Here is a 23,855-nt window from a genome sequence, read left to right as displayed (position 1 = left end):
CAGTTTTTTTTATGACAGTTTGGAATAGAAGAACCGGGGTCCGCCTTACAGCGAAAAGTAGTTGCCCGTGGGGATAAGGAAAATGGTTATAAAACTTATAAGGAGGTAATCGTAATCTCTTTGTTATCCAGGGTATAGTTTAGTTTGTTTACATAGGTAATGGCCGACAAAACTTTATCAATGTCTTTATTGACAAATTCCCCGTTAAAGTGAACAGGATGGTGCCCCTTTATCTTTAGATTTACTTTTAAGCCATACCAGTATTCCAACTCAGTTGCAATTTGTTGCAGAGAGGCATCTTTGAAGATAAGCCGGTCTTCTTTCCACCCCCATTCCCGGTTAATATCGAATTTCTGCCTTAGCCATTCCACCGAAGGTCCATCCAGGTTCAGATTGACTTCTTCTCCCGGCAATAAAACCGGAGACGATGCCTGTGGTATATTCCCATTTCCCACCTTAACGGAACCCTCTACCAGCGCTACCCGCATAGACTGATCGAAATTATAGGACCGGACTTTAAAGGAGGTTCCCAGGGCTTCTATGGAGACCTTTCCGCAATGGACTGTAAAAGGATTGTTTTTGTTTTTTGCCACTTCGAAAAAAGCCTCTCCCGATAGTTGCAGATTTCTGCCGCCGGCATTATAATCCGAAGGGATTTTTATTACGCTGTTCGAATTGAGGATCAGGCTGCTTCCGTCAGCCAGTTCCATCGTTTTGCGCTCGCCGCTATGGGTGGAATACACCATATAAGCCAGCGCTCCGGAATCTCTTGTACCGGGAAGATTAACAAGAATCGATTTTATTCCGTAACCTGCCAGCAATAACAAAACAGCAGCTGCCATTCTTGCCATCCATTTGCGGGGGCGTCGGTGCCCCTTATCCTCCTGGTTTTCTAAGCCATCCTGATCTTCTAAGCCGTCCTGGTCTTCCAAGCCGTCCTGCATATTGAAGATCAAGGCCGTACTTTCGGGTTTCCGGTTCTCTCCTTTTATGCTGGCCCGGATCGCGAGGCGGAGTTTCTGAAATTCAATTTGTTTCTCATCCGGACTCAGGCGTAATCCAAGCGAGAAAAGCAGATCACGGGCCTGCCTGACCAAAGGTTCCTTATCCGGGTTTTTCCTGGTCCAATCCTCCCAAAAGGAAATATCCTGCTCATTAGTGCCTAAACAATAACGAAGGAAGTTATCGTCCAGTAAAAAGTCTTCAGCAGTATACTCCCTAAACTCCATAAGCATGGCTTTATATTAGTTAAGAGGCACCCGGTAAGATTGTTTTACCAGGGATTCTCTGTTTTTTTTTAAAATTATTTTACAAAAACTGGGAAATGGCTACCAGGAGAACCGGCAGGGCTGCATCGCGGAAATCATCTTTAAGTTTGGTCAGGGCTACATGGATCGTATTGTATACGGTGCGGACGGTTGTATTGGTCTTTAGGGATATCTCCTCATAGCTAAGGTCTTCATAAAAACGCATCTGGATAAATTCCTTTTGCCGGGAGGTAAGACCATCCAGCGCCTTTTTTATTTTTTCCCTGCGTATGGCGTTGCTTTCCAAAGCAACAAGTACTTCCTCATAGGACCGCACTTCCATCTCCTGGTAAAGGGGTATGGCTTTTCCGATCCAGTCATCTGATCTCCTGGCATTTACATTCCGGAATACTTTACGTTTGTACCAGATGAATACATATCCTTTTACATTCTCCAGATCCGGCAACCTGTCTCTTTTTTGCCATAATTCGACAAACAGGGTATTGATGGAGTCTTTTACCAATTCTTTATCCGCACAGACATGGATCCCATAGCGGTAGAGCTCATCATAGAGGATATGATAGAGTTTATATAAGGCAGGCTCACTGTTAGTTCTCACCTCCGCCCAAAGCAATAAGCAGTCATCATTTGTTGCGGGCATATCTTTTTTTGCTACGAATCTGTTATCCCAGATCCGGAAACTCAATAAAGATAATAAACCAGGGCCATTTGTATTTTTTTGTTTGGAAAGGTGGGATGGGTTTAATCGTTTAATAAGGCGCTGTACTAACGATCTTTTTCAGCAGATCTTTTTTCAGAATGATATGGGTCCCCACCTGTTTGTAATACAGACCCCGGTCTTTCAGGATAAGCAAAAGGAGACTGGTCAGCGATTTATTTTTTGCGTTCAGGCTAATATCTTTTTCTTTTTCAACATCTTCCGCTTTGGCTACAAAGGTAAAAGGGGTAAGTGCCTCGATGATCTCTATGACGTCTTTCAAGGTGGCATGATCCAGTTCCAGGGAGATCTTCACATCTGTCATTCTCTGTGCCCTCGCATCCCATGGAAATATAGCAAAGACAGTTATCAGCAGCAATAGGATCATTATATACTCCGTTGTTTTGCCACTATAGGTTAGATCCATCATACTTATAAGTACCTATAAAGCAGGTAAATCCCTAAACGCCGGTTATTTCGTATCAGGTTCCTGCGGGTGGGGGGAGGCTGCTTTTTGAAGAGATTGCAGAGCCGACTGTTGAGCGGTGAGCTGAGCAGAAAGATGTCGGGCTTTTTCGGCATTTTTCTCAGCCATCCGGAACAGGTGCCGGGTAAATTGTTCGCTGTGATCTTTATTTACTACACGCTGACCTGGCTTCCACAGATCTTCCAATATTTGCAGGCCATAGGTAGTATCCGGATATATTGCCTGTAAGGCCAACAGTTCCTTCCATTCTTCTTCGTTGGCCTCACCGGCCAGTTTATTCGCCATTAATTTCCACAGGCGATCCAGATCCTTGATTTTTTCCCTTTCATTCATATAACTAATCGTTCTGCTTACTTTCGTTATCCTTAGGTGCCCATACAGGGAGACCAACCTAATGCCAAAATTTCAACATGATGACAGTCAACACTTTAAATAGCTAATTGTGTTGCTGACTGACCGGTTTCGATACGCTGACCGTTCGTTTCTGCCTGGAATGCCAATTATCTGGTTGCCTTTTCCTTTATCTAATACCCGTCTTTTGGCAAAAGGTTACCGCAAACTGGATCACCGGAGGCCGGGGACCAGAAGTAATCCCGCCATAAAGACAAGGGCCGGGAAATTATGTTGCATTGGGTATAATAATGAAGGTTTGACTTGACCCGGCTAATAACCGCTACCATACTTATCATGCCATACAAATAGATTTCCGGGAAAAGTTGACCATTAAATATGTAGTTTTGCCATAACAATGAAGAAGTTTCTCGCCATCTTACTTATTATGGTTTATGGGACCGCCTCCAGCGGCGCCACCATCCATCTGCATTATTGCATGGGTAAGTTTGCCTGTTTCGGCCTGAGCGCCGAGAAAAAAGAGACTTGTTATCAATGCGGCATGAATAAAGGAAATAATGACTGCTGCAAGGATGTCAAAAAAACCTTCAAAACGTTAAAGGACTATAACTCACCCGGTTTTTCCTTTAATTTGGCCAAACAGGCATCGCCTGTTCTCCAGACTGACTGGGCCTTCATCCGGCAGGATCTTTATTCCTCCAATGATCGTCTGACCATTTTCGCAAATGGTCCTCCCGAATCTATACCTATCCCCCTTTACACCCGTTTTTGTAATTTCAGGATCTGATTTCTCCCACCTTTCTTTTTGTCACCGGCCATCCTGCAAAAGCCAGTGCGATTCCGTTTATTCAGTTCCGTGCGCCATCCGCGCTATCCGCGCATGACCCGCGCATCATTTAACATTCACTAATTACTATTTTCAAATGAAAAATATTTTTATAGCCCTCCTTGCTATTATAGGTATAACCATTTTCCATCCTGTCGTCCGGGCCCAAAGCAATACAGAAAATACAGGCATTTCCAGGGTTTCGCTGACAGCCAGCGGTCTTACCTGCAGTATGTGCAGCAAGGCTATTTTTAAATCCCTGTCGAAAATTCAGGCCGTTGATAAAGTCGATGCGGATGTACAAAACTCCATCTTTCTGATTACCTTCAAAAAAGACAACCGGATCGTTCTGGAAGAACTCAGGAAAGCCGTCCAGGATGCAGGTTTTTCGGTAGCCAGCTTTCGGGTAGATGTTCTTTTTAAAGACGAAGAGATAGCTACCGGCATCGATCTTATGGTGAGCGGCAACCGCTTCTCCTTTCCCAATATCCAGAAACAAAAGGTAAGCGGTCTGAAAACCCTCCAAATCATAGACAAAGGATATTTAAGCGATAAAGACAGGGCTAAGTACAATTCCCAGGTAACCGGAAATACGTTCCACGCCGCTGAAGTTATTTATCATGTCGTACTGACTCAATCCTAAGTTGTATGGTCAATTCCTATTTTACCCAAAGGCATATTATCAGGCATAATTTTCTGCTGCGGTGTTTATCCATTTTTTCGATAGTCCTAGTCGTTTGCCTTTTTTCCAGACAAGCCAGCGGACAGGAGTTGTTCGTATATACCGAACCGGCCAGTAATATGCCTGCCAAATCTATCGGGATAAGAGCCAGTAACTGGTTCATGAATGGGCCCGGAGATCCTTCGCTAAATTATCGTTTTATCCCTGAGGTCATGTGGGGAGCTAATAAAAACCTGATGTTACACACCGAAGGTTTTTTCAGCAATACCAACCAGTCCGGCAAAACCGGCCAGTCCTTCCACGGCGAAGGACTGGGGTTGTATGGCAAATACCGGTTCTATACATCGGATCAGGTGTACCGTCATTTCCGGCTGGCCGGTTTTGGAAGAATTTCCACCAATAACAGCCGGATCCAACAGGAACAGATCGATATCAATGGTTATAATGCCGGCTACCAGTTCGGGATGATCGCTACCCAGCTTCTGCATAAGCAGGCGATTTCTTCTTCCATAAGTTTTGTACAGGCACTGGACAATGGAAATAAGCACCCTTTTCCCTCCGGCTCCCCGGATAAGGCCATTCAGGCCAGCCTGTCTACCGGAAGATTGCTGCTGCCCAGGAATTATACCGGTTATAACCAGACCAATTTTAATGTCATGCTGGAATTACTGGGAGAGCATCTGGTGAGTAGTAATAAGGCTTACCTGGATATCGCCCCGGCTATCCAGTTTATTTTTAACAGCCAGACCCGCCTCGATTTCGGGTACCGGAGGGAATTGTACAGTAATATGACCCGGATGTCGCAGAACGGGTTTATGATCCGGATCGAACATTTGTTGTTTAATGTGTTGTAGCATTAACATTTTATTTGGTTTTTTTTGTCGGGCAGCTTGTTACATTTTGAATCCTATGGCGACTTATTGCCGTATAGGTGTAATGAGCCTGTTTGGCCAATGATAATATTGGCGCAGGGGTTGCCCACAAAAAAAATTAAACGATGACGATTTCCCAGGTCCTGTTCTTAGTATTTATTCAGCTGCTGATCCTTCTTTTGCCCGCCCCCGGCCTTTACGGAATGTTTTGTAAGGCCGGGGTTCCGGGTTGGAAGGCTTTTGTTCCCTTTTATAATACCTGTATCATGCAGGGCCTGGCGGAGCGCCCGAAACATTGGGTCTTCTGGCAGCTGATCCCGGTCGCCGGGTGGTTCTTTTCCATGGGTATTTTTGTGGAGTTCGTAAAGACCTTCGGGAAATTCCGGTTTTATGAACATGCTCTGGCGGCCCTGTTGCCCCTGGTTTATTTTCCTTTTCTCGGTTTTAATAAAACCGACAGTTTTGTTGGCCCTGAACCGGCTAAAAAGGTAAAAAAGTCCGTCGTTCGGGAATGGGCAGACGCCGCCATTTTTGCCATCGTAGCCGCTACCCTGATCCGGATCTTTGTTTTTGAGGCATACGAGATCCCCACCGGCTCTATGGAAAAAACGCTGTTGGTCGGCGATTATCTTTTCGTCAGCAAACTGGCTTATGGCCCCCGTATTCCCAATACGCCACTGGCCGTCCCTTTCGTCCACAATGCCCTGCCCATCACCAATAGTAAATCCTACCTGGAATGGATCAAACTCCCTTATTCCCGCTGGTTCCCAGGCCAGGTCAAAAGGGGAGATGTAGTAGTATTTAATTTACCGATCGGAGATACGCTGATCAATTTACCGGATTATCTGTCTAAAAACCCCTATTATGATGTGATCCGGATGCTTGGAAATGGGAACCCGGACGCAGGACGCGAAGTGGTCTTTAACGATCCGGAAAATTATCCTTTGTTGATCACTCATCCGGTGGATAAACGGGAAAATTATATCAAACGCTGTGTGGCGATTGCCGGCGATACCTTGCAGATCAAAGAGCAATACCTTTATATCAACGGGGTGCGTAATAATTTCCCTTCCGAGTCAGAAACTTATTACCTGGTCCGCACAGCCGGACAGCCCCTGGATGAGAACGTAATGAAGGAAGAGTATAACCTGGATATTAATAACCTGGAGGAATTGCAACCCACGGATTCGGCGAACCAATACCATATGCTGCTTACCTGGCAGGCAAGGGAAAAGATGCTGGCCAATGGGTTGGCCAAAGCGATTACACCTATTTACGCGGGTACCAGGGAGGTATTTCCCTATGACAGCCTTCATAATTGGAACCCCGATAATTTTGGCCCCCTCTGGATCCCCAAAAAAGGAGGGGTATTACCTCTTACGGCTGAAAACTACGCGCTTTATGAAAGAGCCATCCGGGTCTATGAAGGAAATAAACTGGAGCGAAAAAACGGAAAGTTTTTTATCAATGAGCAGGAAGCTGTCAGCTATACCTTTAAAATGAATTATTTCTGGATGATGGGAGATAACCGTCACGGATCTCAGGATTCCCGGTTCTGGGGTTTTGTACCTGAAGACCATATCGTGGGTAAACCCTGGAGGATCTGGATGAGCTGGGAAAAAGGGGTTCGCTGGAACCGGTTACTGAAAAAGGTGAATTGAACGTATAATTACTTACATTTATAAGAGAAGTTATTGGCCACAGGCCTAATGATTTCCCGGTGAAATTATACTTGTTTATGCACCTTGTCCTTAAACCTTTATTCCTGATTGGCTTTCTGATCCTGTCAGCCCTTACCAACTGCTGGTTATTTTTCCGGTATAGAAAAATCAGGATTTCTTCTTCCAGGATTCAGGAACCGGCTCAACATATATCGGATCTTGAAAAAGTGGAAATCTATGAAAAGGCTATACATGATTTTTCCAATGAATTACATGATAATTTTGGTCAGATCTTAAGTCTTATTAAAATCAATCTTTCCATTTTAAACAGGGATGATCCGGAACGTTTCGATTATTCCGTTTCCCAGATCAGATCTCTGGTAGATAAGGTCCAATCCGGCATGCGGGAGATGATCCGAAGTTTAGGCGCCCATAATCTGAATGAGTATCCCTTTACGATCGCCATTGAAAAAGAGATGGACCGCCTTACCAAAACAGGCCTTTTTACAACAGACCTGAAATTAACCGGCAAGGAAATAAATCTCAAGCCCGAGGTGGAATTGATCCTGTACCGAATGGTCCAGGAGATTCTGAATAATATTTTGAAACATGCCGCAGCCACTACGATCCTGGTAAGACTGGATTATTCGGACACATCACTGGCCGTTGAAATCTCAGACAATGGAAAAGGGTTTTCTATGGACCCGGCCACCATTAACAGGCCCGATTATACCGGGATGGGATTAAAAACCTTGCGGGAAAGGGCCCGGATCGTTCGTGCCGCTATTCATTTTAAAAGTACACCAGGAGAAGGTACGACGGTAAATATTGTCGTACCTATCGTAGTTCCGGCGGATCGGGTGCTGCAGCAATAAATCAGCCTTCCCGGGATAAGGAAATATAGACGAGATCGCCTTCCCTATAACCGCCACCGACCGATTTTACGATGAGCTTTTCATCTCCGATCAGAATCTCCATTTCGGTATAACTGCCATTAAAGGTTAATTTTTGAACCTGTCCCTGGACGCCATCTTTTCCTTCGATGATATCCTGCCCACGCAAGATCCTTTGTTCACCTGCATTAAGGCGAAAACGTTCGGGTCGTAAGAATACGCCACCATCCTGAAACAGCATATTTTCATTAAAACGGCTATGATCGTCTTTTCCGTTGGGCCCTTTTGGCATTAAAGCCCAGGCCAAATCGGTACTGACCTTATTATAACTTCCGAATAATCCTGCCGTATACTCATCCGCGGGCCGGTGATAGATCTCCTCCGGTGTCCCCCGTTGTATGATCTGCCCTTCTTTCAGGACAAGGATCTTATCGGCCCAGGACAACAGATCGAGGGGATCGTGCGAAGTAAGCATACATGTGATACCTAATTGCTGCCCAAGATCGTCGATGACCCCTTTCAGCAGTTTTTTGCTGATCATGTCCAGGTTGGAATAGGGCTCATCCAGCAATAATAATCTGGGCGCCCCTACTAATAACCTGGCCAGCGCGATCCGCTGTCTTTCTCCTCCCGATAATTGCGTTGTTTTGCGTTTGAGCAAATGGTCTACTCGGCAAACCTGGAATATGCGATTTGCTCCTTTTTCTGTAAACTTATTGTAATAGGCAAGGACTTCCTCAACCCGGTAGTTATTGTGTAATTCGAAATGTTGGGAAAGATAGGCAATGCCGGGATGTCCTGGTAACAATACCTCATCAGGCCCTTTCACACGTTTCGTTTCAAACAAAACTTCCCCTTTTTCCGCCTTACACAGCCCCCCAATGGTTTTCATCAATGTAGTCTTCCCTTCGCCGGTCCCTCCCGCTATGGCTACCCGTTGAAATTTTTGCTGGACGAAGCCGATGTCCTTCAGGATATAATTGCCGGGCTCCTCATTAAGACTATTCACCCCGCTAAGACTTTCCTGTTTAGTATAGATGCCCGAAACTTGTAAAAAAACCATACGTGCAAATATAGCTACTCCTGTTTATTGTACGAGTTTTGGCCGATTATTGGTTTTATTGATTTCCTGACACGGTGTAAAATACGGTGTCAATAAAAAAGAAATTACCTTTGTTTACAATGACATTTTCATCATGTATATCTTCTAAGATCAAACCAAGATCTTTATTAAAATAATCATTTCTCCGCGTGTTCTCAAACCCATTATTTGACAATAGCCTTCTTACTTCTGATAAATCGACCGGAGCATCAGATGTAACAAATGGTTGTTTTAAAACTGCCTGGAAGGAATTGTTTTGTTCGGTCAACCCCAAGAAAGTATATGTAGAATTTTTAAAAAGAAGATTATGTATTACAAGACTATTAAAAAATTCAAGCCAGGTGGCATAATAAATGGCTTCATTCAGTTTGATTACGCTTCGACTATCAACATCGAGATAAATTCGGGCTTCACCACCTCTTGCTAAATACCGGCTTTCATCCGGCAAATCATAAAACCACAAATTATTCTTATCGCTGTAATGCTTTAAGAATTCTTGCTGTTCTTTTTTGACGATTGATTGACTTTCGAAGTCTCTTTTAACCGTTGTACTTGTGCTAAAGCTTGCGCATAAGTAATTTCTGGTTGCTGTGCAAGTATCTTCAGCCCCCTCAATGATAATTCCTCGAACGATATTTTCAAGTCTTTTTCGGGTATCATTACTGAACATTTGCTACAAAAATAACAAAAATCTTTCAAATGGAATTGACGGCTAATTCACCGGGAACACCCCTACCCTATAAGTTCCTTTCTGGACCAGATTAACGCCCCTGGCAGCCAGGATATCGCCCATTCCAACCGGTAATTCCGCATCGTTGATATAGACAAAATGATCGATTCCCTGCGCCTTAAGCATAGGTAGCAATTTTTTAAAGGCGGTCGTATCCGATGCCAGGAAGATGTTTTTTTCGCGGTATAAGGCGGACAGCTCCATGGTGATAAATTCCGAGTTGATGACCACGGTCGAACCAGGGTCATTTTTTGCATAGTCGTAGGCCGGAAGGATCCTGTAGATATTGTCATAACGCAGCTGTTTGGCTCCGATAAAGGTATTCAGCACAAAATTGAAACCGATCGCTGCCACGGCAAATACCAGCAGCGGCATTTTGAGTTTTGTCAGCCTTGTTGCCCATTGTTCCTCTGTGTAAGCCAGCACCAATAAAATCAAGGGCAACAGGGGTAAATAAAAACGCGGTCCCCATTGTTTGCCTCCGTCATTGGGAAATATAAACGGTCCAGTAAGACAAAACGCAATGACCACGAGCATCAGGGCGATGGACTTCCGGTAAAGCGGCCATTTATAAAAGATCCAGGCAAAAAGGATCGGTATGAACAACAGGACCAGTGAAAAATGTTTGATCAGATAAGAATTGATATGATAGATATTACTCGCCACCACCCGTAATTTGCTCCAATATTCCGTATCCGTCAGGACCTGTGATCCGTGGATCCCAAAAAAGACGCCATACTGGATCTTATTAAATACCAGGAAACTGGCCGTACCAACCGCGACCCCAAACCCAAATACCCAATGTGCCAGCGTTATCTTCCGGAAATTGATCAGTAACAGGGCTCCCATATAAAGCAGGTTCACCAAAAGCGATTCGGGCCGGAACCAGATCGCCAGACCACTGAAGCAACCCAGGACAAATACCTTCCATAGTTGTGCGGGCGGGCACATGATAAAATAAAGACCGCTGAACAGCAACAAGGTTCCCAGCGAATGCTCCCAATAGACGGCACCGTATAGGGTAAGATGTGAACAGAAGGCCAGTATGAAAAATAGAATGGCCGTTTTCTGTGTCGAAAAACCAAGTTTTAAAAGCATATTGATGAACCATACCCATAAGACCAGTATGCTGATAAATGGAATGATATAGAGACCCAGGTAACCGAATTTCACGTACAGAAAGGAACTCATGATCTGGAAGGGAGGGGCGAATACAAACAGGTATCCCTCCGGACCGGTAAATACAAAGGGCTTGCGAATGGGAAAATAGCCCTGTTTCCAGATTTCCTCGACCCAGGCTGGCTGGGTATGAGATATATACCGGAATCCTTCCCCCGCGCTAAGCTGTTTGATGACCATGAATTTCAGGCCCGCATCCCCGGAATAAAAGATATTCGGTTGCGTGGTGGAAACCAGGTAAAGCATGTAGGCAAAAGCCGCGAAAAAAAGGAAATAAAGTATGTTTTTCGATTGGGTTTGATTCCGGATTGGGTCCTGGAGTCGACTCTGGGGTTGAAGCGCCATGTTTTAAATATAACAATTTTACTTAACCGGGCCAGGCCCGGTTGTACCTAAGGCCACTTGGCAATAGGTACAGAAATTATAACGTTCCGGAAAAGAATTATTTTCCCGGAATTCTTTTCCGGAATTCTTATAGGCCAAATTTGCATCTTTTTTCCCGGACTTTTTACTTTACCCGGTTAAAAGAAGGACATTTATTACCGCCACTGAAAGGAATGATGGGAAATTGTCCTTTTACCATCCTCTGAATGTCCCTTTTCCACCCCTGTGCTAACCTGATTTACCGTTAATTATATCGTCTTCTTTAAACGGACAGGATCAAAAATTATTACCCAATAAAATTTTTATGGAATTACAGAATAAACATGCGGTGATAGCCTTATATTTTTGATTTTAAGCGGCTCAGGGCTTCCTGTGATATATTCAGATAATTCGCCACCAGTTTGTTGGGCAACCGAAGAACGATATGCGGACTTTCTTCCAGCAGCTGTCTGTACCGCTCGGTCGCATCAAGGGTAATAAAGCTTTGCAGACGATTCGTATTGGTCACATAAGCGCCTTCCAGGTAGCCGCGATAGAATTTTTCCCATGCGGGTACCTGATCCAGCAAGTAATAAAAATCATTACGGGAAATGGCCAATAATTCCGTTGCTTCAACCGCCTGGGTGTATTCCAGTAAGGGTCCTCCGCTGATAAAGGAAACTAAAGAAGTGGAAAACGAATTTTCAAAAGCAAATCTGCGGGTAACTTCAGCGCCTTCGGGTTTGATGAAATATACCCGCAGACATCCTTTATTTACAAAATACATACGCCTGGAAAGGTGACCGGCTATCGAAATGACTTCATTCTTTTTTAAAGCTATCGGTTTAAAATAGGAAAGAATGGTTTGCAATTGTCCGTCGTTGACCCTTATATGATCCAGGATATATGTTGTTAACTGCTCGTACATGTTTGTTAGCTTATCGACCTTGCCCGGAATTGACCTTGTCCGGAAAGCGATTTTTTGTGTTTACGGATAGCAAGATAAATAAATAATGCCGCTATAGCCGATAACCCTGCAGCTATAAGGAATACCAGATCAAGCCCACGGGTTATTGCTGCCGGGCCGGCACTGGTCGTATCGGTTCCGGCCGCCCCGGTAACCAGTATAGCGAAAATAGTGCCCATCACAGCCGCCCCCGTTATTTGGCCCGTGCTTCTGGACAACGAGAGCAGACCGCTCAGGAGTCCACGCTGGTCAGGTGCAGCCAGTTCCATAACGGTAGCATTGTTGGGCGTTTGGAAAAAGGTCAGGCCGAGTTGCAGTATCCCTATTCGCCAAATAAAACCCAGGATACCCTGCCCGGGATTTACGGTACTCATCGCCAGGCAACCAGCCGCCATGATCAGTACGCCGGCTAACATGATCCTGCGCGCGCCGAAACGGTCAGCGATCCTGCCCGCCTGTACACTTAACAAGGCCGTGAACAGCGGACCGAAAGACATGATCAGTCCTACGGTCAACGGCTTAAAATCACAGGCCCTGCCAAGATAAAATGGAAAAAGCAGGAAAGTCGAAGTCATGACGACATAGACCAAAACAGAAGCCAGCAGGCTGGAGGACAATACCCCATTTCTAAACATACTTATTTTCAGAAAAGGATGCGGAGTCCTGCTCTCATAAAAGACAAAAAGGATCAGCCCCAACACCGCCCCAATCAATAAGGATACCACCAGGGGATGACCTATGCCTTTTTCCTCCATATAGGTCATGCCTAATGCATAACTGCCTAAGGCCAACGCCAGCAACAGCATGCCCATATAATCCACCCGGGCAGGATCTGGCGGCCTGTTTGCCTGCGTATGTTTGTTGATCAGCAACCAGGCCATTATTCCTATCGGTATATTGACCAGGAACATGGATGGCCAGCCGAAGACGGAAAGGAGCAGACCACCGACTGTTGGCCCGGAGGCAATCCCTAAGGGAACCATGGTGGTCAATATGCCCATTGTTTTACCCATCCTTTCTTTTGGTACCATATCGCCGGCAATAGCAAAACTTAAGGATATACAAAATGCCGCCCCTACGCCCTGCAACGCCCGGAGCGTAATCAGTGTTCCGGCATTTGCAGCCAGACCACATCCCAATGAAGCCAGGGTAAAGACGGCAATGCCGCATAAATAGAGTTTTTTTTTGCCAAAAAGATCTCCCAGACGGCCTGCGCCGGCAATGAGCGCGGTGAGGGCCAGCATATAACTTAATACGATCCACTGCGCGGTAACAAAGCCGGAATGAAAGGATTTTATCATCGCTGGCAAACCTACTACCACGATACTGGCATCCAGGTTAACCATAAAAAGGATCAGGGATATGCCGAAGAGAGCGAAATTCAGAGAAGAAGTGCCCGTTCGTTCAGCAGAGGTAGTAATTTGTAGTTGCATATTTTTATATTAAGACTACAAAGTTCATCCTTGCAAAACCGGGAAACATTGACCTGCATCAAATAATGAAATGACCCGTCATAAAAAAACTATACACTAAAAAAAAGGCATAGCTATATCAGGACCAGTCAAAAAAAATCATTTATGAACATCAGGTGTTCTGAAAACGAACATCCGTTTGGCCAAAGGCTCTCCAATAAATTGATAATCAAGCCACAAAAACATGGCATAGTACTAGCTGAATTATCTGAGCCTCCGGAGCAGATGGAAGAAACAGGCGGGCTTTGCGCTTATTCAGGATAAACCAAAACTCATGTTCAAAAACAATCTACGTATCGCATACAGGAATTTGTTGAAGTATAAAGGATTCTCCGTAATCAATATCACCGGGCTTGCTTTAGGCATGACCTGTAGCCTCCTTATTTTGCTCTGGGTCCTGGATGAACGCAGTGTGGATAATTTCCATGCCCATGGAGACCGTCTTTACCTGGTGGTGCAGAAAGTCTTTACAGACAATAAGGTTAACGCCGGATACTTTTCTCCCGGCCCTCTGGCTCCGGAATTAAAACGGATGATCCCGGAAATAGAATATGCCTCCGGCATCGCCGAAGCGGGTGATAAAACGTTTGAACTGGAAGGAAAAATACTCCGTCAGAAAGGTTGTTATGCGGATTCTGATTATTTTAAACTTTTTGATTTCCCCTTGTTGCAGGGAAACGCCGAAACAGCGCTGCAATCGCCACTGAGCCTGGCGATCTCCGATAAAATGGCAACCACCTTTTTTGGAAGTGCAGCAACCGCTATCGGTAAAACGATCCATTATGAAAACAAAAAGGCGCTGACCATCACAGCCGTTTTTGCGGATCTTCCGGATAATACGGCACAAAAATTCGATTTCCTGGTCAACTGGGCAACTTTCCACCGGGAGAACGGCTGGTCAACCGATTGGCGGAACAATGGGCCGCATACTCCCATTATGCTGAAGGATGGCGCAGATCCGCAAAAAGTAAGAGCCAAACTCAAACACTTTCTCGATACCTATAACAAGGAGCAGACTGCCAATTTCCGGATCGAACTGGATATGCAACGTTTCGGGGACAGTTGGCTCTATTCGAATTTTAAGAACGGCTTACCTACGGGAGGGCGTATCGAATATGTGCGGTTATTCAGCGCAGTGGCCATTTTTATTTTACTGATCGCCTGTATCAATTTTATGAACCTGGCTACCGCCCGTTCCTCCAGAAGGTCAAAAGAGATCGGTGTCAGGAAAGTAGCCGGTGCCGGCCGTTGGTCCCTGGTACGCCAGTTTATGACCGAAGCGGTTTTTCTCACTACGCTCTCGGTCTTATTATCGCTGGTGCTGGTATCGCTGCTGCTACCCTCTTTCAATCATCTGACCGGCAAACAGATCGCACCACCCTTTTCCAGCAGCGTCTTCTGGTTAATCCTCACCGCCCTTACCCTTATCACCGGTCTTGTCGCAGGAAGTTACCCGGCCTTGTTCCTCGCTTCTTTCAAACCCATCCGCGTATTGAAGGGTACGCTTCGGTTCGGTCAGGGAACCGTCCTTATCCGTAAAGGGCTGGTGGTCTTTCAGTTTGTCCTTTCTATTGTGCTGATCTCTTCTACCGTGATCGTTTCAAGGCAGATAGCTTACCTACAGGAAAAGAATCTTGGTTATAACCGGGCTAATCTCCTTTATATCCCGATGCAGGGAGCCCTTTCCCGGAATTATTCCCTGTTCAAACAGCAGGCTTCGGATATACCAGGCATAGCCGGGATTTCGCGTATAACGGAAACGCCCACCGACATAAATTTTAATACCGCCGGGCTGGACTGGCAGGGTAAAGACCCTAATTCAAGTCCAATGTTCATTGTCGCAGCGGTCGGCTACGATTTTGTGAAAACGATGAGTCTTACTTTATTGGAAGGTCGTGATTTTTCCAAAACATTCGCTTCGGATTCCACCGGCTACCTGGTCAATGAAACGGCCGTTAACATACTCGGGTATAAAAACCCCATTGGTATGCCGTTGACCTTATGGGGTAAAAAAGGAACGATTACCGGGGTAATGAAAGACTTCCATTTTAATTCCCTGCATGAGCAGATCCAACCCCTGGTCCTGGCTCCCGGTGAACATATTAATGATGGTACCATCCTCGTCCGTACCGAAGCCGGTAACACCGGGAAGGCTTTGGCCGGTCTGGAAAAAATCAGCAAGGATCTGAATCCGAAATTTTCTTTTACCTATTCATTCTCCGATGATGAATACCAGAAATTATACAAGAACGAGCAGATCGTAGCCACCCTCTCCGATTCATTTGCCATTTTGGCGATCTCTATTTCCTGTTTGGGTTTGCTGGGTCTGGCTTTATTCACGTCCGAACAACGGGCTAAAGAAATTGGGATCCGAAAACTGCTTGGTGCCAGTGTAAGTTCTTTGTTCTCGCTGTTATCCAGGGAGTTCATCGTACTGGTCCTGCTCTCCCTGGCCATTGCCACACCGCTCGCCTGGTGGGCTATGTATACCTGGCTGCAGGATTTTGCCTACCGGATCACGATCAGCTGGTGGATGTTTGGCCTGGCGGGGCTGATGGCTATTTTTATCGCATTGTTTACGGTAGGTTTCCAGGCGCTAAAAGCGGCCGTAGCCAATCCGGTAAAAACATTGAGGACGGAATAAGGCTTGAAGGGTTTTCAATGGTGGTTCAATTTAGCCCCAATTTTCATTATTTTTGGCCTCCGTATAAGGACAGGGGTAACCAACCCTTTTTTTCCTGCGGGTTAATTCCGGGTCAATAATCAAATATGCAGTTTACCAGGGGTCTCATCGGTCAGGAACTTATCCGGTTCGAAGATTTATTTAAAGAGGCTATCAATAGCCAAGTTCCCTTATTGGACAGGATCATGGAGTATATCGTACTACGGAAGGGCAAACAAATACGCCCTATATTCGTATTACTCTGTGCCCGGCTGGGAGGCGTCATCAACGACCGCAGCTACCGGGCCGCTTTGTTTGTAGAGATCCTGCATACTTCTTCCCTTATTCATGACGATCTTATTGACGATTCGGAGGAAAGAAGAGGTTCATTTTCTATTCATAGTTTATGGAAGAACAGGACTGCCGTATTGGTGGGTGACAATCTTTTTACCAAAAGCATTTTACTTTTATTGGCCAACCAGGACCAGCAGACCCTGAAAATCTATTCGACTGCCATCGGCAAAATAATCGAAGGGGAATTATTGCAAATGGAAAAATCCAATAAACTGAATCTGAAAGAGGAAGTTTATTATGAAATCATTAAAGGTAAGACCGCCACATTACTGGCAGCCTGTTGCGCTGCCGGAGCTGCTTCCACATTCGAGGACGCGGAAATTATACAAAAAATGTACCTGTTCGGAGAAAAAGCAGGGATCGCTTTTCAAATAAAAGATGATCTGCTGGATTTCGGACCTGCGGATATCGGCAAACCAACCGGGAACGATATCAAGGAAAAAAAAATCACGCTGCCTCTTATTTATACGCTTAATACCTGTACCCCCGGTCTTAAAAAAGAATTACTGACCATTATTAAACATCACCATACCGACAGCGATAAGGTGGCCTATGTAGTAAAAGAAGTCATTAAAGCCGGAGGTATCGGGTACGCAGCGGAAAAAATGTCCGCCTACCGGGAAGAAGCCCTTCATTTATTGTTTGCATTTCCGGCTTCCGATACCCGCTCGGCGCTGGAGGAATTGGTACGATATACTACCGACCGGTCTTATTAATGTTATTTTTTTACTTTTCCAGTTCTGTTGTTGTAAAGGATTTTTGCCTGTCTTTCCATCGTTTTCTTATGCTGACGATATCCGTTACGCTGATTGAATCGGTATGATTACTCCAGGATTTACGGATAAAACTTAATACCTGGGCCAGATCTTCGTCCCGGATGCTCTTGTTGGTTCCCAGCCCGGGCATGTCTCCATTGATCTCGGGCGTTCTGTAAAGCTTGTTATTCACCTTCACCGGCCCCGTTAAACCATATAATACAATGGAAATGAGTTTGTCCTTGTCTCCGTTAACCCACTGCGACCGGTTCAGGGGAGGGGCCAGGGAAGAGACCCCATTCCCGTCCGCACCATGACAGGTCTGGCAGGTATTCTTAAATAAGGCTGCTCCTTTGGGATAAGATTTGACAAGCAGATCGCGGTCTTTGTTCAGGAGGTCCTCTGCGATATTACCGATCACCGTCCTTAGCCCGGAGGCGAGGAGATGAGAGGTATCCGGATCCGTAGCCAGGAGTTCCTTGTAAAATTGGAGTTCCCGGTCCTTCAGGTTGCTGATGATCGCGTCGGTCACATAAGGATTATCGGGATATTTTTGGGCGAGAACCAACAAAAGGTCATTGCTGGCGGATTGTCGAATTGCGGCGAGCTCAAAGGCGATATAGGGAGCAGCGAGGCTGTCGTTATCGCTGATCATTTGTTGCAGCACCGGTAGGATCTGTCTGTAATCATTGATTGAGGGCAGTGCTTGCAGGGCCTGAACGCGGATTTTCCAGTCGGGATTTTTTAATAAGGGAACCAGATCAGAATCCGATAAAGCTCCCAGCCCCTCGATGGTCCACAAGGAATGAATGACGGTTAAAGGATCTTTGGAATGAGTCAGGTTGTTACGCAAGGCTGGCAGGGCCTGGGTATATTTTTCGTCGATCAGTTTTTGCTGGACCCTGTCCCGTATCCATCCGCTCTCCTGATCCAACAGTTCAACCAATAAGACAGGATCCTCGGGGAAGATTACCGGCGCGGCAATCTTGTCTTTTGGAACGACTTTATAGATACGACCGCAATTAATAGGTTTCCAAAGTCCCCTATCCTTTATTTGTTTTTTCAGATAGTCCGTCAGAAAAAATTTGTGCTGGATGATCCCCCGGTACATATCTACGATGTATAAGGCCCCATCCGGTCCGTTGTACAGATTTACCGGTCTGAACCGTTCATCGGTGCTCGCCAGAAATTCCTTTCCCCGGTATGCCTGCCGCCCAACCACTTTAAATCCGTTCTCTTCCAGGATATTCCTTTTTATGAGATTGGCAGCAGGTTCTGCTATAAATGCATTGCCGTTATATTCTTTTCCAAAAAGACCGCCCCGGTAAATCTGAGGACCACATGCTGCGGTTAGATTGACCAGGCGTGCACCATCATCAAGGATATCCTTCATATACCCCCTGTTCACCCCGGGAGTAGGACGGATGGGATATACCCGGGTATCTTCCACTATTTTTTCGTTGAATCCTTTTACTTCCCGCATGTTACCGTTTGCTGACCCTGCGCCCGGCGCAAAATAATCTCCCAGCAGATTCTGCGTATTGTTGTTATAATATACACGCCCGTAATCATCCCGGGTAATTCCCCATTGACCCCGAAAATGCGTCCGTTCGATCAGCCATTTTTCTCCCCTTTTCCGGTATCGTTTGGCCGAACAGGCGCTGTAGATCCAATTGTCCAGGCCGCGCAGGAGTCCGTTCGCCTGTTCTTCCACATTACCCTCATCCGTATACGCACTATCCACCAATACTCTTTTGGAAGGCCGGTCATTTTCTATTTCCATATACCAGAGACAAGGCGGGGCGGCGATCAATACGCCTTTTTCTATCAGGCAAATTGCCCTGGGCAGTACCAGGGAATCCAGGAATACCGTTCGTTTATCGGCTATTCCGTCACCATCCGTATCCTGCAGGATGACTATCTTGCCATCGGGGCGGTCCTCTCCCACTCCTTCTGCATCCGGCATATATCCCTGCATCTCTACGACCCAGATACGCCCTCTGTAGTCAAAATCCAGGGCAACGGGGGTACTCACCAGCGGTTCGGCGGCAACCAGCTTCACGGTGAATCCATCCACCACTACCATTTTACGAATGGATTCCTCCGGTGAGACAACAGATGAAGTTTGTTGATCAGGCCGGCAATAAAGGAAAAATACATTGATGATTAATATGGAGAACCCGATTACTGACAAAGAAAGGGGAATGATTTTCATAAAAGACCGCATAAAAGATCAAGGTAAAGAGATATTGGAAAAGGATTTTTGAAAATTATGCCAGGTCTTCACCGATCTGCTCAGGTGAGTCAGCGGATCTTCTTTGATGCCATAACATTGCAAACCAACCGGGCCTTTAAATCCCCTGTCCCGGAATATTTTCAAAAACTGATACACGTCGAAGTTACCTTCTCCCAAGGGCTTGATAAAGGATGCCCATGGATTAGTCCTGTCCCGGCTAACGGAATCGGCTCCGTTTATGCTGAGCGCATAAAGATATGGCATACATTTCCCCGCCAATGTTTCATAGGATTCCGATTGGGGATTTAATTCTTTATAAGCCAGGTAATGGGCCAGGTTAAAGGAGAGCCCGATATTGTTGCGATTTGTCCATTTTATTACCCGGAGGGCATCCTGGACGGTTTGCAACCAGTAGGTCATATGCGGGTATAACATGATCCTTATGCCGTTTGTTGCCGCCATATCCGATAGCCGCCGGAGGATGGGTATGGCGATCGAGTCTGCCTGTGGAGAGGATGGAGGATATTTATGACTGGTTATATAAAACCAGGGAAGGGTCTGGCGCCCCTTCAGCAAGGTAAACGCTTCCTCCATCCGGATATCATAAGGCTGGCTGGAATCGAGATCGATATGGATGTAAATGGCACTTAACTCCATCCGTTCTTTATCCAGTTGCCGGAGTGCGAGCGCCAGATCGTCCACTCCTTTTGTCTGGAGGGCTGTAAATCCGGCCGCCTTCGCCAGTTTTATCTGGTCAGGCAGGGTGTCGCCCGGGGCGTTGGTACTGATCCCGACATTAAAGACAAAAAAAGGGTTGTTGATCTGCTGGGCATGGAGCCAACCTGTTGAAAAAAGAAGGACAAAAAAGAGCAGAGAGCAGACTTTTTTCATGGTCGGGTTATTTAATTTTTCCCGGTTTTGGCGCGGATAACCGATACTTCTTTCGAAAGTACACCGCTCCTGATGTTCCCGAAATTTGTACGAATATAACCCAGTACACCGGCAATTTGAGGATCGGATAGAAAATCAAAAGCCGGCATCTGTTGCGCGTATTTATGGCCGGTATCGATCTTTGACCGGATCGATCCCTGCAGGACAAGCCGGATCAGGGTATTTTTATCTCCTTCAAGCAAGGAAGATTCCGTAAGTGCAGGATAAGAACCAGCCAAACCCTTTCCTGCCGGTCCATGACAGGCGGAACAATATTGTTGATAGATCACCGGGGCGGAATTCATGGAATTGCCGCCTGCAGGATTAATGGAATTAACCGCCCGGGTGTTTAAAGACTTTACAGGCCGTACTTCATGGATAGATTTTGCCTTATGAATGGTCCGGATCCGGGAGATCCTGATGATCCTGTCATCTCCTCTCTTTGGAAAACCATCGCAGGTTGGATGCCAATCCCGGTTACTGGTAGCCAGATAGACATCCCCCTGCGGCGAAATACACACATCCCGCATCCGGCCGAAGACCTTATCGAATAAAACGGTTTCTTTAGTTATGGAATCACCTTCTTCATTGAGCGAGAGTACCCGAAAACTGCAATCTTTCAAAGTGGTCATTAAGATACATTGGTTCCATTCCGGAATGGCCGCATGATGGTAAAAGTCGATGCCCGACGGGGCAATGACCGGGGTCCAGGCTTTTAACGGCTGAACGATGGCATGCCGGTCGCTATAGGCTCTTTCAGCGGGACGATCGATATACCCCATTACATCCGGCCATCCATAGTTTCCCCCTTTCCTGATCAAATTGATCTCGTCATCCGATGCCTCACCATGTTCGGAACTATAGAGCAATCCATTCGGACCATATACGATCCCCTGAGGATTCCGGTGCCCATATGACCAAACAGGCGATCCTTTGACCGGGTTATCCGCCGGTATCGAACCGTCCAGGTTGAGTCTTAGTATTTTCCCGTTGATCGACTGAATATCCTGCGGCAGGCCAAGCCCTCCGGCATCCCCGGTAGAAAGCATGAGTTTACCGTCCGGTGCGATCGTCATGCGTGAACCATTGTGATAGGTCTGCCCCGGAATACCTCCCAGCAGGATGAAGGGGTCGGTCAGGGTATCTCCGGTATAGGTATACCGAACTAGTTTGGACCAGATGGTCGAGTCTTTTCCCAGATAAGTATAGTCCAGATAGACATAAGGATTGTTCTTCATATCCGGATGAAGGGCCATCCCCAACAATCCCTGGGAAGTATTCCTGTAAACATCAGTGATCCGTATAAGTTGTTTGGTCTGACCCGTAAGGGGGTCTACCCTGGTCACCGTACCTTCCTGCTGGGTGAACCATATCCGGTTATCCTGGCCCCATTCCAGATCCCAGGGAACATCAAGATTACTCAGTAGGGTTCTGGATCCGATCACCGTAGAGTCCAGACGGAGCTGAACTTCGAAGCTGTCGCCTGTTTTGATTGGGCGGGTTGGCACCGAATCTGTACGGCTACTGATTTTCGGATATTCTGAGGTTGTCCTGGATTCTCCGACCAGCCAAAAACAAACAAAAAATGCAGGTAAACAGAAAAAAAGCTTCATGGATGATCTTGTTTTGCGATACCCGTCCTTTGGGTCGATAAATCTAACGGATCAGGATTATTTCCATATGACGAAAATTGTCCTAAACCGATACTATTTTACCGGGGTTGGAAGGCAAAAGGAGAACCTTTTCGAAAGCTCATTTGGCGCATGGGTTGGAAATGAATCAGCGGAAGATATTGTAATAGGAATAAAAAACAGTAGAACATTTAACAGGCAAATCGAACACTGGGCCAACTGATTAATATTTCAGAAAGATCAATTGCCCGTAGTGAGAGGCGAGATGTCCGGTCCGGTTGATGATCAGGTTCAGTTTATTACGATGCGGCTCCTTGGCGAAATCTTCCTGTGTTACGGCTGTATGCCTTTCGAACCAATTTTCGGGGGACAAGGTGGAAAAACCATCGGCCAGTTTTTTATTTATATCCGCCCATTGTTGTCTTAATTCCGAAATGGGAGGAAATTCATGGGAGGATTTATCGGGGTTCGACAAAAATGGGCTATCCAACTGGGGATAGTTCGCTTTTCCCAACCCTAACAAGGGAAGCATCCGGTCATGGACTGCCGTAAGATGCCCCAGCAAATAAACACCCCTGTTGCGCCCGGGCGATACTTCTTTGAGTAATTGTTCATCAGAGAGACCGTTGAATAATTCTTCCGTTCTCCGGATATATATTTCCCAGCCCTGAAGTACCATCTTTATAAATAATTGCTGCTGATCCATTTATTTTAGTTTAGAAAATTTAGAATGGGGATATCATTCAATGACACCCGTTAAATATAGATCTCATCCTGCTAAATGTAGTTCTCATCCCATTAAATGTTGATCTCAATATTAGCGTTGAAACATTCAACCAGGGTCAGTTGTTCAAATGTAGGTAATATTAAGAAAACTATATTTGCTTATATACGATGAATTTATGAAGCTACCCCTGTACCAGATTGATGCCTTTACCGATCTTTTGTTTGGGGGGAACCCCGCCTGTGTGGTTCCCCTGGAAGAATGGCTGCCGGATGAATTAATGCTGCAGATCGCCAAAGAGAATGCAGTGGCAGAAACCGCCTTTTTTATTCCAAATGGAGACGATTTCGATCTGAGATGGTTCACCCCGGAGATTGAAATGGATCTTTGCGGACATGCCACCCTGGCCACCGCACATGCCCTCAAAACGATCCTTGACCACCCCGGCCATACACTCCTCTTTCATTCCAAAAGCGGAAACCTGGAAGTAACTATCGACAAGGGTTTATATACCCTGAAGTTCCCCTCCAGAAAACCAATCCCCGCAGATCTGCCCGAACATATCCGGTTATCCCTTGACCGGCAGCCTTTGGAGGTCTTAAAAGCAAGGGATTATGTATTGGTCTTTGAGAAGGAGGCCGACATACGGGAAATGGTTATAAACCGGCAGGTCCTGGATCAGATCAATATCGATCCCGGAGGTATAATAATTACGGCCAAAGGGTTAACCTGTGATTTTGTTTCGCGGTTCTTTACCCCTCAGGCCTCTGTTTTCGAAGATCCGGTCACCGGTTCTGCACATTGTTCGTTAATTCCCTATTGGAGTGAACGATTGGGGAAAAAAGAAATGAAGGCCCTGCAATTATCTGACCGTGCAGGTACCCTACATTGCGTCGATCAGGGGGAGACCGTGCTGATTGCCGGGTACGCGAAGACCTACTCCATTGGAGTCTTTTGGACGTATTAAAAAGGAGGTATTAAAAAATCAGTCTGCGAACCTGTCTTACATTCTT

The 23,855-nt window shown here is 45.9% G+C and carries 21 protein-coding genes; 8 read left to right on the top strand and 13 right to left on the bottom strand.

Translation table 11 applies throughout. The annotated features are described in order from the left end of the window. Window positions 1-95: 95 nt before the first annotated feature. The 4 genes from ACX0G9_RS05420 to ACX0G9_RS05405 form a co-directional block, all read right to left on the bottom strand. The gene (locus tag ACX0G9_RS05420; RefSeq protein WP_459063843.1) at window positions 96-1,229 is read right to left on the bottom strand and encodes a FecR family protein; all 1,134 of its coding nucleotides are present in this window, start codon (window positions 1,227-1,229) and stop codon (window positions 96-98) included. A gap of 79 nt (window positions 1,230-1,308) precedes the next feature. Continuing rightward, on the bottom strand, window positions 1,309-1,908 hold the full coding sequence (locus ACX0G9_RS05415; RefSeq protein ID WP_459063842.1) for an RNA polymerase sigma factor: 600 nt from the start codon (window positions 1,906-1,908) through the stop codon (window positions 1,309-1,311). A 109-nt stretch (window positions 1,909-2,017) separates the two neighbouring features. Continuing rightward, window positions 2,018-2,395, bottom strand: coding sequence for a hypothetical protein (locus ACX0G9_RS05410; protein WP_459063841.1), 378 nt, complete (start codon window positions 2,393-2,395; stop codon window positions 2,018-2,020). 42 nt (window positions 2,396-2,437) lie between these two features. Then, entirely contained in the window at window positions 2,438-2,785 is a 348-nt protein-coding gene (locus ACX0G9_RS05405; protein ID WP_459063840.1) for a hypothetical protein, read from the bottom strand. Window positions 2,786-3,200: 415 nt separating this feature from the next. Here ACX0G9_RS05405 and ACX0G9_RS05400 point away from each other — a divergent pair, with 415 nt between their 5' ends. The 5 genes from ACX0G9_RS05400 (at window position 3,201) to ACX0G9_RS05380 (ending at window position 7,719) form a co-directional block, all read left to right on the top strand. Next, the gene (locus tag ACX0G9_RS05400) at window positions 3,201-3,590 is read left to right on the top strand and encodes an HYC_CC_PP family protein (protein ID WP_459063839.1); all 390 of its coding nucleotides are present in this window, start codon (window positions 3,201-3,203) and stop codon (window positions 3,588-3,590) included. A gap of 136 nt (window positions 3,591-3,726) precedes the next feature. Further along, window positions 3,727-4,272 carry a heavy-metal-associated domain-containing protein gene (locus tag ACX0G9_RS05395; RefSeq protein WP_459063838.1) on the top strand — a complete coding sequence of 182 codons (546 nt, stop codon included), beginning with the start codon at window positions 3,727-3,729 and terminating at the stop codon, window positions 4,270-4,272. Window positions 4,273-4,277: 5 nt separating this feature from the next. Next, window positions 4,278-5,165, top strand: coding sequence for a hypothetical protein (locus tag ACX0G9_RS05390; protein WP_459063837.1), 888 nt, complete (start codon window positions 4,278-4,280; stop codon window positions 5,163-5,165). 143 nt (window positions 5,166-5,308) lie between these two features. Next, complete coding sequence (locus ACX0G9_RS05385) at window positions 5,309-6,844, top strand: S26 family signal peptidase (RefSeq protein WP_459063836.1); 1,536 nt, start codon at window positions 5,309-5,311, stop codon at window positions 6,842-6,844. Window positions 6,845-6,921: 77 nt separating this feature from the next. Further along, window positions 6,922-7,719: a sensor histidine kinase gene (locus tag ACX0G9_RS05380; protein ID WP_459063835.1), complete on the top strand. Its 798-nt coding sequence runs from the start codon at window positions 6,922-6,924 to the stop codon at window positions 7,717-7,719. A 1-nt stretch (window position 7,720) separates the two neighbouring features. Here the strand turns inward: ACX0G9_RS05380 and ACX0G9_RS05375 are convergent, their stop codons facing one another. The 5 genes from ACX0G9_RS05375 to ACX0G9_RS05355 form a co-directional block, all read right to left on the bottom strand. Continuing rightward, complete coding sequence (locus ACX0G9_RS05375; protein WP_459063834.1) at window positions 7,721-8,800, bottom strand: ABC transporter ATP-binding protein; 1,080 nt, start codon at window positions 8,798-8,800, stop codon at window positions 7,721-7,723. Between the two features lie 55 nt (window positions 8,801-8,855). After that, window positions 8,856-9,509 (bottom strand): putative polyvalent protein kinase domain-containing protein, encoded by a 654-nt coding sequence (locus ACX0G9_RS05370; protein WP_459063833.1) that lies wholly within the window; start codon window positions 9,507-9,509, stop codon window positions 8,856-8,858. A gap of 42 nt (window positions 9,510-9,551) precedes the next feature. Beyond that, window positions 9,552-11,093 carry an LA_3751/LA_3752 family putative glycosyltransferase gene (locus ACX0G9_RS05365; RefSeq protein WP_459063832.1) on the bottom strand — a complete coding sequence of 514 codons (1,542 nt, stop codon included), beginning with the start codon at window positions 11,091-11,093 and terminating at the stop codon, window positions 9,552-9,554. A 376-nt stretch (window positions 11,094-11,469) separates the two neighbouring features. After that, window positions 11,470-12,039: a Crp/Fnr family transcriptional regulator gene (locus tag ACX0G9_RS05360; RefSeq protein WP_459063831.1), complete on the bottom strand. Its 570-nt coding sequence runs from the start codon at window positions 12,037-12,039 to the stop codon at window positions 11,470-11,472. A gap of 5 nt (window positions 12,040-12,044) precedes the next feature. Beyond that, window positions 12,045-13,511 (bottom strand): MFS transporter, encoded by a 1,467-nt coding sequence (locus tag ACX0G9_RS05355; protein ID WP_459063830.1) that lies wholly within the window; start codon window positions 13,509-13,511, stop codon window positions 12,045-12,047. 313 nt (window positions 13,512-13,824) lie between these two features. On the opposite strand from ACX0G9_RS05355, the gene ACX0G9_RS05350 reads away from it, so the two are divergent. Further along, on the top strand, window positions 13,825-16,194 hold the full coding sequence (locus tag ACX0G9_RS05350) for an ABC transporter permease (protein ID WP_459063829.1): 2,370 nt from the start codon (window positions 13,825-13,827) through the stop codon (window positions 16,192-16,194). Between the two features lie 125 nt (window positions 16,195-16,319). Beyond that, the gene (locus ACX0G9_RS05345; protein WP_459063828.1) at window positions 16,320-17,282 is read left to right on the top strand and encodes a polyprenyl synthetase family protein; all 963 of its coding nucleotides are present in this window, start codon (window positions 16,320-16,322) and stop codon (window positions 17,280-17,282) included. Between the two features lie 10 nt (window positions 17,283-17,292). On the opposite strand, the gene ACX0G9_RS05340 is transcribed toward ACX0G9_RS05345, so the two are convergent. The 4 genes from ACX0G9_RS05340 to ACX0G9_RS05325 all read right to left on the bottom strand — a co-directional run bounded on the left by ACX0G9_RS05340 (window position 17,293) and on the right by ACX0G9_RS05325 (window position 22,824). After that, window positions 17,293-19,536, bottom strand: a complete 2,244-nt coding sequence (locus ACX0G9_RS05340; RefSeq protein WP_459063827.1) for a DUF7133 domain-containing protein — start codon at window positions 19,534-19,536, stop codon at window positions 17,293-17,295. Between the two features lie 18 nt (window positions 19,537-19,554). Then, window positions 19,555-20,448 (bottom strand): sugar phosphate isomerase/epimerase family protein, encoded by an 894-nt coding sequence (locus ACX0G9_RS05335; RefSeq protein WP_459063826.1) that lies wholly within the window; start codon window positions 20,446-20,448, stop codon window positions 19,555-19,557. Between the two features lie 11 nt (window positions 20,449-20,459). Continuing rightward, on the bottom strand, window positions 20,460-22,100 hold the full coding sequence (locus tag ACX0G9_RS05330) for a PQQ-dependent sugar dehydrogenase (protein WP_459063825.1): 1,641 nt from the start codon (window positions 22,098-22,100) through the stop codon (window positions 20,460-20,462). 241 nt (window positions 22,101-22,341) lie between these two features. Beyond that, complete coding sequence (locus ACX0G9_RS05325) at window positions 22,342-22,824, bottom strand: DinB family protein (RefSeq protein ID WP_459063824.1); 483 nt, start codon at window positions 22,822-22,824, stop codon at window positions 22,342-22,344. 196 nt (window positions 22,825-23,020) lie between these two features. Between ACX0G9_RS05325 and ACX0G9_RS05320 the strand changes: the two genes are divergently transcribed. Beyond that, entirely contained in the window at window positions 23,021-23,809 is a 789-nt protein-coding gene (locus ACX0G9_RS05320; protein ID WP_459063823.1) for a PhzF family phenazine biosynthesis protein, read from the top strand. Window positions 23,810-23,855 lie beyond the last annotated feature (46 nt).

This window comes from Flavitalea flava (assembly GCF_054461575.1).
This window is presented reverse-complemented; position numbering and strand designations above follow the sequence as displayed.

Excerpts from the sequence above, each read along its gene's own strand:
- ACX0G9_RS05420 (WP_459063843.1), bottom strand. The coding sequence starts at position 1,229 with ATGGAGTTTAGGGAGTATACTGCTGAAGACTTTTTACTGGACGATAAC.
- ACX0G9_RS05415 (WP_459063842.1), bottom strand. The coding sequence starts at position 1,908 with ATGCCCGCAACAAATGATGACTGCTTATTGCTTTGGGCGGAGGTGAGA.
- ACX0G9_RS05410 (WP_459063841.1), bottom strand. The coding sequence starts at position 2,395 with ATGATGGATCTAACCTATAGTGGCAAAACAACGGAGTATATAATGATC.
- ACX0G9_RS05405 (WP_459063840.1), bottom strand. The coding sequence starts at position 2,785 with ATGAATGAAAGGGAAAAAATCAAGGATCTGGATCGCCTGTGGAAATTA.
- ACX0G9_RS05400 (WP_459063839.1), top strand. The coding sequence starts at position 3,201 with ATGAAGAAGTTTCTCGCCATCTTACTTATTATGGTTTATGGGACCGCC.
- ACX0G9_RS05395 (WP_459063838.1), top strand. The coding sequence starts at position 3,727 with ATGAAAAATATTTTTATAGCCCTCCTTGCTATTATAGGTATAACCATT.
- ACX0G9_RS05390 (WP_459063837.1), top strand. The coding sequence starts at position 4,278 with ATGGTCAATTCCTATTTTACCCAAAGGCATATTATCAGGCATAATTTT.
- ACX0G9_RS05385 (WP_459063836.1), top strand. The coding sequence starts at position 5,309 with ATGACGATTTCCCAGGTCCTGTTCTTAGTATTTATTCAGCTGCTGATC.
- ACX0G9_RS05380 (WP_459063835.1), top strand. The coding sequence starts at position 6,922 with ATGCACCTTGTCCTTAAACCTTTATTCCTGATTGGCTTTCTGATCCTG.
- ACX0G9_RS05375 (WP_459063834.1), bottom strand. The coding sequence starts at position 8,800 with ATGGTTTTTTTACAAGTTTCGGGCATCTATACTAAACAGGAAAGTCTT.
- ACX0G9_RS05370 (WP_459063833.1), bottom strand. The coding sequence starts at position 9,509 with ATGTTCAGTAATGATACCCGAAAAAGACTTGAAAATATCGTTCGAGGA.
- ACX0G9_RS05365 (WP_459063832.1), bottom strand. The coding sequence starts at position 11,093 with ATGGCGCTTCAACCCCAGAGTCGACTCCAGGACCCAATCCGGAATCAA.
- ACX0G9_RS05360 (WP_459063831.1), bottom strand. The coding sequence starts at position 12,039 with ATGTACGAGCAGTTAACAACATATATCCTGGATCATATAAGGGTCAAC.
- ACX0G9_RS05355 (WP_459063830.1), bottom strand. The coding sequence starts at position 13,511 with ATGCAACTACAAATTACTACCTCTGCTGAACGAACGGGCACTTCTTCT.
- ACX0G9_RS05350 (WP_459063829.1), top strand. The coding sequence starts at position 13,825 with ATGTTCAAAAACAATCTACGTATCGCATACAGGAATTTGTTGAAGTAT.
- ACX0G9_RS05345 (WP_459063828.1), top strand. The coding sequence starts at position 16,320 with ATGCAGTTTACCAGGGGTCTCATCGGTCAGGAACTTATCCGGTTCGAA.
- ACX0G9_RS05340 (WP_459063827.1), bottom strand. The coding sequence starts at position 19,536 with ATGAAAATCATTCCCCTTTCTTTGTCAGTAATCGGGTTCTCCATATTA.
- ACX0G9_RS05335 (WP_459063826.1), bottom strand. The coding sequence starts at position 20,448 with ATGAAAAAAGTCTGCTCTCTGCTCTTTTTTGTCCTTCTTTTTTCAACA.
- ACX0G9_RS05330 (WP_459063825.1), bottom strand. The coding sequence starts at position 22,100 with ATGAAGCTTTTTTTCTGTTTACCTGCATTTTTTGTTTGTTTTTGGCTG.
- ACX0G9_RS05325 (WP_459063824.1), bottom strand. The coding sequence starts at position 22,824 with ATGGATCAGCAGCAATTATTTATAAAGATGGTACTTCAGGGCTGGGAA.
- ACX0G9_RS05320 (WP_459063823.1), top strand. The coding sequence starts at position 23,021 with ATGAAGCTACCCCTGTACCAGATTGATGCCTTTACCGATCTTTTGTTT.